Annotated in this window: 10 protein-coding genes and 1 other RNA gene; 3 read left to right on the top strand and 8 right to left on the bottom strand. The window is 43.4% G+C overall.

Going from position 1 to position 12,962, the window contains the following annotated elements:
- Nucleotides 1-10 precede the first annotated feature (10 nt).
- The 6 genes from DXA54_RS07100 to DXA54_RS07075 all read right to left on the bottom strand — a co-directional run bounded on the left by DXA54_RS07100 (nt 11) and on the right by DXA54_RS07075 (nt 6,184).
- The gene (locus DXA54_RS07100; RefSeq protein ID WP_120079132.1) at nt 11-412 is read right to left on the bottom strand and encodes a hypothetical protein; all 402 of its coding nucleotides are present in this window, start codon (nt 410-412) and stop codon (nt 11-13) included.
- 77 nt (nt 413-489) lie between these two features.
- Nucleotides 490-1,113 (bottom strand): murein L,D-transpeptidase catalytic domain-containing protein, encoded by a 624-nt coding sequence (locus DXA54_RS07095; RefSeq protein ID WP_008651521.1) that lies wholly within the window; start codon nt 1,111-1,113, stop codon nt 490-492.
- 134 nt (nt 1,114-1,247) lie between these two features.
- Entirely contained in the window at nt 1,248-2,108 is an 861-nt protein-coding gene (locus tag DXA54_RS07090) for an RNA polymerase sigma factor RpoD/SigA (RefSeq protein ID WP_002561589.1), read from the bottom strand.
- 184 nt (nt 2,109-2,292) lie between these two features.
- Nucleotides 2,293-3,828: a trypsin-like peptidase domain-containing protein gene (locus DXA54_RS07085; protein WP_004296667.1), complete on the bottom strand. Its 1,536-nt coding sequence runs from the start codon at nt 3,826-3,828 to the stop codon at nt 2,293-2,295.
- A 219-nt stretch (nt 3,829-4,047) separates the two neighbouring features.
- Nucleotides 4,048-5,199 carry a dipeptide epimerase gene (locus DXA54_RS07080; RefSeq protein ID WP_008651520.1) on the bottom strand — a complete coding sequence of 384 codons (1,152 nt, stop codon included), beginning with the start codon at nt 5,197-5,199 and terminating at the stop codon, nt 4,048-4,050.
- Between the two features lie 4 nt (nt 5,200-5,203).
- Nucleotides 5,204-6,184 carry an NlpC/P60 family protein gene (locus DXA54_RS07075; protein WP_008651519.1) on the bottom strand — a complete coding sequence of 327 codons (981 nt, stop codon included), beginning with the start codon at nt 6,182-6,184 and terminating at the stop codon, nt 5,204-5,206.
- A 98-nt stretch (nt 6,185-6,282) separates the two neighbouring features.
- Between DXA54_RS07075 and rnpB the strand changes: the two genes are divergently transcribed.
- The 3 genes from rnpB to DXA54_RS07060 all read left to right on the top strand — a co-directional run bounded on the left by rnpB (nt 6,283) and on the right by DXA54_RS07060 (nt 11,436).
- Nucleotides 6,283-6,668: RNase P RNA component class A (gene rnpB / locus DXA54_RS07070), an RNA gene on the top strand.
- A gap of 112 nt (nt 6,669-6,780) precedes the next feature.
- On the top strand, nt 6,781-8,100 hold the full coding sequence (locus DXA54_RS07065; RefSeq protein WP_004296663.1) for a YihY/virulence factor BrkB family protein: 1,320 nt from the start codon (nt 6,781-6,783) through the stop codon (nt 8,098-8,100).
- Nucleotides 8,101-8,151: 51 nt separating this feature from the next.
- Entirely contained in the window at nt 8,152-11,436 is a 3,285-nt protein-coding gene (locus DXA54_RS07060) for a S41 family peptidase (RefSeq protein WP_008651518.1), read from the top strand.
- Between the two features lie 213 nt (nt 11,437-11,649).
- On the opposite strand, the gene DXA54_RS07055 is transcribed toward DXA54_RS07060, so the two are convergent.
- Entirely contained in the window at nt 11,650-12,195 is a 546-nt protein-coding gene (locus tag DXA54_RS07055; RefSeq protein ID WP_032843709.1) for a nitroreductase family protein, read from the bottom strand.
- A gap of 32 nt (nt 12,196-12,227) precedes the next feature.
- Nucleotides 12,228-12,830 carry a riboflavin synthase gene (locus tag DXA54_RS07050; RefSeq protein WP_004303876.1) on the bottom strand — a complete coding sequence of 201 codons (603 nt, stop codon included), beginning with the start codon at nt 12,828-12,830 and terminating at the stop codon, nt 12,228-12,230.
- Nucleotides 12,831-12,962 lie beyond the last annotated feature (132 nt).

The raw sequence follows: 12,962 nt of genomic DNA, 5'->3' as shown, positions 1-12,962 counted from the left end.
CTATTGCTTATTATTCTTCCGGTTTCGTAAAGTGGAATTTATCAGAATCAATCCGCGACACCGTCATTCTATTATTTTTCTTGTATTTATTCAGAATCTTCGTTGCTTCTTTTTCTAATTTCTTCTTGTTTTCCGAGAAGTAAATCATACATGTACTATTCTGTTGCAACTGGTTATCCTCCAGATAATTCTTCAACTGATAACTATACAACTCACGGTGAGACAAGAAGCCTTCCTTGCTAACCTTCGCACTATCTAATATCTGAATGTCCGTGAAATAGACTACTGTATCCGTAAATGAGGCAGAAATTCCAAAAGCATAAACCGGTTTAGAGCGGTCTTTTTTCAAGGAAAAAGCAGAGCACATGGTAAACACAAGTGCAATTGCAAATAGTATTTTTACGTATTTCATATCATATAATTTTTAACCTTGCAAAGGTAACAAAAAAGAGGAGATTACCTCTATTTATCTCAAATAAATAGCATTTCTTAGTCATAGACCCATAGCAGGACTGGTTTCTTTTCCGCTTTGAGCAACCCGTCAACTTTCCTCATCACTTCATCGGATATTACAGGACACCCTTGACTGATTCCTAACGGAAGATGCAAAGGATACACCTCTGTTTCCGGCAACGGAGTATAAGAATGCAACACGATATACCGCTTGAAAGCATTATCATTCGTCGCTTCCAATCCATGTAATTTATAATGAATATTGATTCCCCACTTGCTATACGACCGGATACCCACCTTGTATTTCCCCAAAGAAGAGCAATAACTACCTTCCACATTGCTGAATACAGGCTTGGACACAGTGCTATTTTTCCCATATCCATGAGCACAGAGACTGGCATACTTCACGGAATCTCCTTTGAAATCCCATACAAAGAAACGCCTTTTACCAGAATGAATACTGAAATCTACCAGAAAGCAATAATTCGTATTATATCCGTTCTTATCACAATAAGCCTTTCCTGCCTGTGCTTTTTCCCGCAAACGCTGCTCTACTTTAACAGGCACCGAATCAGAAGAGGATGCCGCACATCTTGCATACGCCACCATCCCTGCTCCCAAAGCAATAAGAACCAATGATATTAAAACTGACTTTTTCATAAAACTCACATAGTATAAGATTGAATTATAGAATGGGGCTTATGTAAAAAGTCGCATAAGTACATTCTTCTATATGAAAAGTGCGACTTATGCGACTCAAATTCTTTTTTCTTTCAGAAACTGATATTCCTTACTTATCCCAAGTAAGATTTGAGCAATTTACTACGATTACTTTGTCTAAGTCTTCTAATTGCTTTTTCTTTAATCTGACGAACGCGCTCACGTGTGAGGCCAAATTTATCGCCGATTTCTTCCAATGTCATTTCTTGCTGTCCGATACCGAAAAACATCTGAATGATTTCTTTTTCTCTATCGGTTAACGTAGAAAGAGCTCTATCAATTTCCCTCGCAAGAGACTCATTAACCAGAGAGCGGTCCGCCATTGGCGAATCATCGTTAACCAACACATCCAACAGGCTGTTATCCTCCCCTTCCACAAAAGGCGCATCCACCGAAATATGACGGCCGGATACCTTCAGCGTATCAGAGATTTTATCAACCGGAATTTCCAGTTCGTCTGCCAACTCCTCGGGAGACGGACGCCGCTCGTTTTCCTGTTCAAACTTCGAGAAGGCTTTGCTGATCTTATTCAGCGAACCTACCTGATTCAACGGGAGACGAACAATACGCGACTGCTCTGCCAATGCTTGCAGAATAGACTGGCGAATCCACCATACAGCGTAGCTAATGAACTTAAATCCACGTGTTTCATCAAATTTCTCGGCAGCCTTAATCAGTCCTAAATTGCCTTCATTAATCAAGTCAGGCAAACTCAAACCTTGGTTCTGGTACTGTTTAGCCACAGATACGACGAAACGAAGATTGGCACGTGTCAATTTTTCCAATGCTACACGGTCACCCTTACGAATGCGTTGAGCGAGTTCCACTTCTTCCTCAACAGTAATCAGGTCTTCACGGCCGATTTCCTGCAAATACTTATCAAGAGAAGCGCTCTCTCTGTTAGTGATACTTTTGGTAATCTTTAGTTGTCTCATTCTTTAAAAACAGATTTGGAGTGCAAAGTTACGACAAATAATTTGTTAACATACAAAATTAAGTAACTTTTACACTATATTTTTCATCTAATAAAACAAAAAGAGATGCCGACAAGTTGATTGGCGGCATCCTTTTTCTATTTCATTAGCTTATCCTGCAATCTTCTTACCTTATTTTTATATATTACTCTTGAGTCAGATCGACAGCGAAATATCCGCGTTTACCTGATGGGAACACACCGGTCAGGAATAATACCTGGTTCGGAGACTTAACAGCAGCTTTCATTACTTCTTCCAGATCGCTGACTTTGCGCATCGGCTGGTCATTAGCTTTCAGGATAATGAAGCCTTTACGAACTCCTGCATCTGACATCTTACCGGAAGAAACTCCTGTCACTTGCAGACCGTAACCTAGATTCAATTGCTTCTTCAAGTCATCCGGCAACTCTTTGAAAGCAGCTCCCAGGATTTCCATGCCTGCATCCTTCACGATCTTGGTAGTACCTTGCTCGTTCTTCAACGTTACTTCAACGGTCTTTTCCTTCTTATCGCGCATCAGTTTTACTTTCACCTTATCACCCGGACGATGTTTAGCAAGTGCTTCCTGCAAGTCAGCCATATTGGATACTTTCTTATTATCCACACCGATAATTACGTCATCGACTTTGATATCAGCTCCGGCAGCAGAACCATTCTCTACGATTTCAGAAACCCATACTCCTTCTACAACACCCAGTTCTTTAGCTTTATCTGCCAATGTCTTACCGGATTTGTCAATCGGTTGACGGTCGTCCATCAAACTGCTACCGATAGAGCCACCACGAATACCGAGCAATGCACGTTGTACTGTTCCATATTGTTTCAAGTCGGCAATTACTTTCGTCATAATGCTGGTCGGGATAGCAAAACCGTATCCTGCATAAGCACCTGTCGGAGAAGAAAGCACTGAATTGATACCAACCAATTCACCTTTGGCATTTACCAGTGCACCACCACTGTTACCCTGGTTGATGGCAGCATCCGTCTGGATGAATGATTCTATACCACCATTATATACTCCCAGAGAACGGGCTTTTGCACTTACGATGCCGGCAGTTACAGTAGAGTTCAAATTGAACGGGTTACCTACTGCCAATACCCACTCTCCTACTTTCAACGCTTCGGAATCTCCCACCGGAATAGTCGGGAAATCATCACCCTCAATTTTCACCAGCGCAAGGTCGGTGCTGGGGTCAGTGCCAATCACGCGTCCTTTAAATTCACGGTTATCATTCAGTTTCACACTGATTTCATCCGCACCTTCAATCACATGATTATTCGTTACGATATATCCATCCTTCGAGATGATTACTCCCGAACCAAAACCTACACGAGGTTGAGACTGTACCTGACGTTGCTGTCCGCGTCCATCACCAAAAAAGAAATCGAAAATGTCCGGCGCTTGCTGAACAGTTCTTGTTTTAGCTTCTTGAGTAGACCTTATATGTACGACAGCATGAAGTGAATTCTCGGCAGCCTGTGTCAAATCAACAGGTTGAGCGTTCACAGCGTCAAAAGCAGCCAATTTGACATTGGGATTCTGCTTGAACATCTCATTAAAAGATGTTTCTTTTGCAGATTCGTTAGATTGCAACAATTTGTAAGTTGTCAATCCTGCAACTCCTGAGCTAAGAAGAATGATTGCTCCTACTCCCAGAATGTTCTTTGTTGTCTGTTTCATGATTTATAATTCTTTAAATTGTTAATATTCGACATTGTTTTAACTTTTACGACGTTAAAATAATAACAAATATCGTTCACTTATTCTACTTGTCACTCTTTTTTGTCCACTTTTAACAGAGAATATTTGGAGCTTAACAGCGGTTAACGACAACACCTGACAAATTTACATTCGTTGTATGTCAGATGGCTTTAACACTCTGACATTCATTCAGTAAAGTCAGATTTTCATGACACCGATTCCAGGTAAGTCATTCAGAGTGATCTTTCCTTTCACCACTTCCACCCCTTTAAAGCGATCATTAGAGATAAGCAGGTTGCCATCCAGGTCGGCAAAATCCACTAATGGCGAGAACTGTGAAGCTGCAGAAATAGCACAGGAAGTCTCTGTCATACAGCCCACCATGACACGCATGCCGAGTGCATGAGCCAATGTCACCATCTTCCATGCTTCACGCATACCGGTACACTTCATCAGCTTTATATTGATTCCCGTGAAAGCGCCTTTTAAAGCGGCTACATCTCCCAGACGCTGCAAGGATTCATCCGCAAATATCGGTAGCGGGCTCTGTTGTGTTATCCAGGCAATATCCTCTAGCTTCTCCTTAGGCATGGGCTGTTCTATCATCACAACGCCTTTTTCTTTCAGCCAATGAATCATATCGAGCGCGTATTGGCGGTCTGCCCATCCTTGATTGGCATCTATCGCTATCGGAAGGTCTGTTACCGAACGAATGGTTTCAATCATCTCCTTATCATTGTCCCGTCCCAGTTTCACCTTTAATATATTAAACTGATCGGCACACTCTTTTGTTTTCGCCCGCACTACATCCGGCGCATCGATGCCTATCGTAAAGGTAGTGGAAGGTGTCTTTTCTTTGTTCAATCCCCATATCTTATACCAGGGAGCGCCTAATAGTTTCCCTACCAGATCATGAAGGGCGATATCTACCGCAGCTTTCGCTGCCGTATCCTTTGGCGAGAGGCTGTCAACGTATGACAAAATGTCATCTAGCTGAAAAGGATCACTAAACTGTTCCAGATTCACTTTCCCAAGGAAATTCATCACAGACTCTACTGTTTCTCCCAAATAAGGAGGCATAGAGGCTTCTCCATATCCCGTCACGCCTTCATATTCTATTTCTACCTGCACATCGGGAGTTGTTGTACGCGAATAAGTGGCAACTGTAAACACGTGCCTCAACTTCAATTCATAAGGGAAAAAAGTCATTTTCATCTTCCCTCCCAAACCGAGCTTATTTATATGAATGGTAGAAAGCAACGATTCTCCGGCTAGTGCCTGACGGGCTACTAACCCCGAACTGAAAGCAGCCAAAGCTGCCGTTTTCAAAAAATCTCTCCTGTTCTGCATTCTTTTATTGATAAAAGGGGTTCTTATTTGTGGTATTCATTCCTTTCTCCTTATTTATATAAGGTAAGAAACGGACAGCAAAAAGTAAACGCTTCGTGTTGAATTCATCATAGTTTTGATCCGAAGGATTCATGCTGCTGACGTGCACATCTCCCAATGCGTGGATAAACTGCTTGTTTCCGAGGTAAATGCCGACGTGAGAAATACCTTCTTTACGTTCCGCAGTCGCTTTCCGGCCGAAAAACACCAGATCTCCCCGTTTGACATTAGAGAAGTCAGGAGCAATATCGATATGTTCGCCCACATAGGCCTGTTGAGAGGCATCTCTCGGGATAATAATGTCATGCATAAAAAGTACGGTCCGTACCAGTCCGCTACAATCCACTCCCTTGGAAGAGGTTCCTGCCCATAGATAAGGAATTCCCATCATCGAGTAAGCTGTTTCAATGATACTTTCAACATCTTGTTTCAGTGAAGCTCGCCATTCCGCTTCCGGTTGGGAAATGGATTTCGAAAGATATGCTTTCCGTCCGTCGGGATAAGACACTTGATAGAAATGTCCTTTGCTCCCCTCCCACTTCAAACGATTGCCCGCAACAACATCGGATACGGGTTGGGAACTCTCATCCGGTTTCTCATACGCAAATCCGTAGTGCGAGGTAACCACTATCTTTTCTGCCCGATTCCATTCATCATACCGTTCTTTCGACATGGGGGTAATTACCATCCGGTGCACCCATCCGGTATAATCATCCGGTGTTTGTATCTCGTACCAACCGTTATACTGAAGCACCTTGACCGGCATTCCCAACAATGCCTGCGTACTCATGCCGGAAGTAAATTTGCCTTCCTCGCGCAAATTGCAAACTGAAATATGTACTACCCCATAAGCCGAATCGGCAGGCATGGGACGTATTTCCTGTGCTTTCAGGCTAGCTGCCATCATCGCCAGGAAACAATAGAAAAGGAGGATATTCTTCTTCATTAAAATCCATTTTAATGATAGCAAAGTTAGAAATTATTTCTATTTGTGATACTTTCTTTGGCTAAAACAAAATAAATGACGTATTTTTGCAGTCTAAAGCAGTTGGCCGGTCTGTCGCGTGCATGTTTCGTGCAGGAGGAAAGTCCGGGCAACATAGAGCATCCTACTTCCTAACAGAAAGCTGTCCGCGAGGGTAGAGTAACGTAGAAGAAAATAACCGCCGCTCCTTTCGGGGAGAGGTAAGGGTGAGAAGGTGGGGTAAGAGCCCACCAGTCGCATGGCGACATGCGGGCTGTACGTCTTAGGAGTTGTAAGGTCATGTAAACCGGCGTTATGAGAGTTGCTCGCTCCATGTCGGAGGGTAGACCGCTAAAGTGTCGTGGTGACACGCCACTCAGATAAATGACAGGCACCTGATATAATTAAAGATTAATAATTGGAAATTATATGGGTACAGAACTCGGCTTATAGGCTGACTGCTTTTTCTTTTAATTATCCATTTAATTACAAATGACTAATGGATGAGGATCGACTGTTCGAGCAAGTCTGTTGTAATCAGTAATTAGTTGCTTGCAATTAGTAATTAGCGAAGAACTATGAAGAAGAAAATCACCGATATATGGAAGTTTCTTACGTATGACATCTGGCGCATTACGGAAGACGAAGTGACCCGAACCAAGTTCTCACTCTACAATATTATAAAGACCGTCTATCTTTGTATCAATCGGTTTACCAAAGACCGGATGGCCAATAAAGCTTCTGCACTTACTTATAGCACATTGCTTGCCATTGTACCGATACTTGCCATCCTGTTTGCCGTAGCGCGTGGTTTCGGGTTCGACAACCTGATGGAACATCAGTTCCGCAACGGTTTTGGAGGAAATACAGAAACAACGGAGGCCATTCTCTCATTTGTCAATTCCTATCTTTCACAGACCAAAGGAGGTATTTTCATTGGAGTTGGTTTGGTAATGTTGTTATGGACGGTTATCAATCTGGTCAGTAATATTGAAATCACCTTCAACCGTATCTGGGAAGTGAAAAAAGCACGATCCATGTATCGCAAGATTACGGACTATTTCTCCATGTTCCTGCTGATGCCGATTCTGATCGTGGTATCCGGAGGACTTTCTCTGTTTATGAGCACCATTCTCAAGCAGATGGATGATTTCGTCCTGCTCGCTCCTGTTATGAAATTCATGATACGGCTTATTCCTTTTGTCCTGACATGGCTGATGTTCACCGGGCTGTACATCTTCATGCCGAACACGAAAGTGAAATTCAAACACGCTCTCATTGCAGGTATTCTGGCAGGGTCTGCTTATCAGGCTTTTCAGTTCCTGTACATCAACAGCCAGTTGTGGGTGTCAAAGTACAATGCCATTTATGGTAGTTTTGCCGCACTTCCCTTATTCCTGCTTTGGTTGCAGATATCCTGGACAATCTGTTTGTTTGGAGCCGAACTGACGTATGCCGGACAGAATATCCGCAGCTTTAGCTTTGACCAGGACACCCGGAACATCAGCAGACGATACCGGGATTTTATATCCATCCTGATTATGTCACTCATAGCCAAACGATTCGAAAAGAACGAACCGCCCTATACGGCTGCAGAAATATCGGAGGAGCATCAGATCCCCATCCGACTGACAAATCAGGTACTTTATCAGTTACAGGAAATAGAATTGATTCACGAGGTTGTTACCGACGAAAAAAGCGAAGAAATCGGTTACCAGCCTTCAATGGATATCAATCAACTGAATGTGGCTGTCCTGCTGGACCGTTTGGACACATACGGCTCCGAGAATTTCAAAATAGACAAAGACGAAGAATTCAACGACGAATGGAAGGTGCTGACCGAATCCAGAGAAGAATACTATAAAAAAGCAAGTAAAGTATTACTGAAGGATTTGTAGGAAAGTCAAACCTTAAATCGCGAGAATGAACTTAACACAATATTAGAAAAAATGAAAAAGCTACTGCTAAGTGCATTTGTCATCTGTCTAGCAGGGACAAGCATTGCACAAGAATCTCCTTTATGGATGCGCCACTGCGCTCTTTCTCCAGACGGAACCACCATTGCATTTACCTACAAAGGAGACATCTACACGGTACCGTCAACCGGCGGACGTGCCACACAAATCACCACCAATCCGGCTTTTGATACGGAACCGGTATGGAGTCCCGACAGTAAACAAATTGCCTTTGCATCGGATCGCATGGGAAGTCTCGACGTTTTCGTCGTATCCAGTGAAGGAGGAGCACCCCAGCGACTGACCACTCATTCAGGCAGTGAGAAACCTGTTGCCTACAAAGACAACAAACACATTTTATTCACAGCCAACATTGCTCCCTCTGCCGAAGATGCCGGGTTTCCTTCCGGCCAGTTCCAGCAAGTGTACGAGGTAGCCGTGACGGGAGGACGCCCCGCTATGTTCTCATCCATGCCAATGGAGTGCATCTCTATTAATAAGGAGGGAGTGATGCTCTATCAGGACAAGAAAGGATACGAAGACTATTGGCGCAAGCATCAGGTATCCCCTATTGCCCGTGACATCTGGACATACACTCCCGGGAAAAAACCTGTTTATCAAAAACAAACTACTTTCGGAGGTGAAGACCGCGAACCGGTATGGAGTCCTGATGGTAAATCATTCTATTATCTAAGTGAAGAGAAAGGTTCCTTCAATATATTCCAACGTACTCCCGGAACCACCACTTCCCAACAAATCACTTTCCATACAAAGCATCCCGTACGTTTTCTAAGCATTTCAACCACCGGCACACTCTGTTATGGTTATGACGGCGAAATTTATACACTTACTCCGGGCAAACAACCCCAAAAGGTAAATATAAGTATCCTGGCAGACAAGAATGACAAAGATATTATCCGCCAAATCAAATCCAACGGGGCTACCGACATCGCTGTATCTCCCAAAGGAAAAGAGGTCGCATTCATTATGCGCGGTGATGTTTACGTAACCTCCATTGACTACAAAACAACCAAACAAATTACCAACACACCCGATCAGGAACGTAACATCAGTTTCGCTCCCGACGGACGCACACTCGTCTACTCTTCAGAACGCGATGGATTGTGGCAGCTTTACACTTCCACCATCGTACGCAAAGAGGAGAAACAATTCACCTATGCCACAGAATTGAAAGAAGAACGTTTGACAAACTCCAAAGTCGCTTCTTTCCAACCACAATTCAGTCCTGACGGTAAAGAGGTTGCTTTCCTCGAGAACCGTACCGCTATCCGTGTCATCAATCTAAAAAACAAGGCTGTGCGCACAGTGATGGATGCCAAATATCAATATTCTTATGCCGACGGTGACCAATGGTTCCAATGGAGCCCCGACAGCCAATGGATTCTATCAGACTTCATTGGCATAGGAGGCTGGAACAATAAAGACGTTGTTTTGCTGAAAGCCGACGGAAAAGGCGAAATGGTCAATCTTACCGAAAGCGGATACAGCGACAGCAACGCCAAATGGGTGTTGGGCGGGAAAGCAATGATATGGAACAGTGACCGTGCCGGATACCGTAGCCATGGTAGCTGGGGAAGTGAAGACGACACCTATATTATGTTTTTCGACGTCGATGCCTACAACCGCTTCCTGATGAGCAAAGAAGATATTGCCTTACTTGAAGAAGCGGAAAAGGCAGAGAAAGCAGAAAAAGAAAAAAACAAGAAAGAAAAGGCAGAGAAGAAAGAAGACACTAAAGACAGTAAGAAGAAAACGAACCAGAATGAGAATGCGAAAAAAGACAGTACAGAGATAAAGCCTCTTACATTCGATTTGGAGAATCGTTTTGACCGCATCGTCCGTCTAACTGTAAATTCTTCCCGCCTGGGTGACGCTGTCATGAGTCCGAAAGGTGATATTCTTTATTACCTGGCAGCTTTTGAAGGAGACTACGACCTTTGGGAGCATAAACTGAAAGAAAATACGACTAAAATATTATTGAAAGGAGTTGGTGGCGGCTCACTCATACCGGATAAAGAAGGAAAGAATATCTTTATGTGCACAGGCGGCCGATTGAAGAAAATAGAGATTGCCGGTAGCAAAATTACACCGATAGAATTTGAAGCATTCTTCGATTACCGTCCTTATGATGAACGCGCATACATCTTCGACCACGTTTGCCAACAAGTAAATGACAAATTCTATACTGCCGACTTGCATGGAGTGGACTGGAAAGGATATAAAAAAGCATACGAACGCTTCTTGCCCCACATCAGCAACAATTATGACTTCACGGAAATGTTGAGTGAATTGCTTGGCGAATTGAATGGTTCCCATACCGGAGCCCGGTTTGCAGCAGGAGGCAGCGCAATGCCTACCGCTACTCTGGGAGTCTTTTACGATGAGTCATACGACGGTGCCGGGTTAAAGATCAAGGAAATCATGAAGCAAAGTCCTTTCACGCAGAAAAAGACAGAAGTGAAGGCAGGTTGCATCATTGAAAAAGTAGACGGCACAACGATTGAAGCCGGTGCTGATTACTTCCCGTTATTTGAAGGCAAAGTCGGACGCAAAGTAGTACTTACCGTATACGATCCTTCTACTAAAAAACGTTTTGAAGAAACAGTAAAGGCAATCAGCTATGGAACTCAAAGCGAGCTGCTTTACAAACGTTGGGTAGAGCGCTGCACCAAGAAAGTGGAAGAGCTTTCCGGCGGACGCATTGCTTATGTACATATTAAAGGTATGGACAGCCCCAGCTTCCGCAAGATCTATTCCGAACTGCTCGGCCGTTATCGCAATAAAGAAGCCGTAGTGGTAGATACCCGTCATAATGGCGGCGGATGGCTACACGATGATGTAGTCACCTTACTTAGTGGAAAAGAATATCAACGTTTCGTGCCACGCGGACAATATATCGGCAGCGATCCATTCAACAAATGGCTGAAAGCCTCATGCATGCTAACTTGCGAAGACAATTACAGCAATGCTCATGGCACTCCTTACGTATATAAGACTCTAGGCATTGGTAAACTGGTAGGCGCCCCGGTGGCAGGCACGATGACCGCCGTGTGGTGGGAACGCCAGATAGATCCGTCTATTGTATTCGGTATCCCGCAGGTGGGTTGCATGGATATGCAAGGCAACTATCTCGAAAATCAGACCTTGCAACCTGATATTCTAGTTTATAACGAACCGGCAGCCAGCCTGAAAGGAGAAGATGCACAACTGAAAGCAGCAGTAGACTACCTATTGAAAGATTTGTCAAAAAAGAAATAAATATAGCATTATTGATGCCGCCGGAAAAGCGGCATCAATAACACGCTAACTATCAACACCTTAAAAAAGCCATTTATTGGTTTTAAAGAAACAGGTCGTTCCTTTAAAAGGAAAGCATCGTTGGTTTAAAAGGAACGTCCCCTTCCTTTAAAACCAACGATGCTTTCTGTTATATGCTTATCCTAAAGGGCTAAGAATATAATTATTTTTCAATCAATAACGATTGTATGAAATCACCTTTTCTTTCGGCTTCCTTATCTTCTTACGTTTTTCCTTTGCCGGATAGCCAATGACAATATCCAGCAATAAACGTTTCGAAGCAGGAATACCGACAAGCTGTTTCAGCTCTTTTTCATCGAACCAACCCAGAATACAAGAACCCAAACCTTCGGCTTCAGCTGCCAGAGAAATATGAGCAGCCACTATTCCAATGTCGATCAACGGAAAATGCTTGCCTTTTACCTTTCCGCCAAGCAGGGAGGTTATATTAGCAGATTCTTCTACAACCAGAATATGCACGGGAGCATCTTTGGCAAACTTATTCATTCCCAAGCCAGCAGCAGCTTTCCCGGCTTTTTGAGCCAGTTCCTTGTCTGTGATGACCACAAACCTCCAAGGTTGTGCGTTGCAGGCCGAAGGAGCCAAACGTGCAGCTTCAAGTACCCGTTCCAACTTTTCCGGCTCCACCGGACGTTCCTTATCATACGAACGGTCACTTTGACGAGCCTGCACCAATTGAAGAAAATCAGTATATGCCATTTCCAATCCTCCGGTCACTTATTTATATTTTCTTATTTATATTGAATCATCCGGCTGATATACTTGCCGATAATATCGAATTCGATATTTACCACACTGCCAATCTCAAACGTATGGAAGTTCGTATGCTCGTATGTATAAGGAATGATAGCCACCTGGAAAGTATCATCCGTCGGATTACATACCGTCAGGCTAACACCGTTCACAGTCACCGAACCTTTATCCACGGTGATATATCCGCGTTTCGCCATCTCCTTGTCAAACGCATATCGGAATGTAAAATACCAGCTGCCTTCCGCATCCTTAATATCGATACAAGTAGCAGTCTGATCCACATGTCCCTGAACGATATGTCCGTCCAACCGACCGTTCATCATCATGCTACGTTCAACGTTCACCTTATCCCCCACTTTCAACAAACCGAGGTTAGAACGCTCCAATGTTTCTTTCATGGCAGTCACCGTATACGTATCATCCGTCAGAGTCACTACCGTCAGGCATACACCATTGTGAGAAATACTCTGGTCGATTTTCAACTCATTCACAAACGAACACTTAAATGTAAAGTGTATATTCTCCTGGTCTTTCACCAGTGCTACCAAAGTAGCATATTCTTCTACGATTCCAGAAAACATAATTCTATTTACTATTTACGATTTTACAATTGAAAGTACTCTCTTAATGCAAGGGTCAAAGATACGAATAAGGAAGCAGCTTAGAAAATAAGAGCAAAAAAAAATGGGGCTTTTCACAAAGCTCCATTTTTC

The organism is Bacteroides sp. OF03-11BH (assembly GCF_003604005.1).
Classification (GTDB): domain Bacteria; phylum Bacteroidota; class Bacteroidia; order Bacteroidales; family Bacteroidaceae; genus Bacteroides; species Bacteroides ovatus.
Note: the sequence above shows the minus strand (reverse complement) of the source record. Positions and strands in the feature narration are given on the sequence as shown.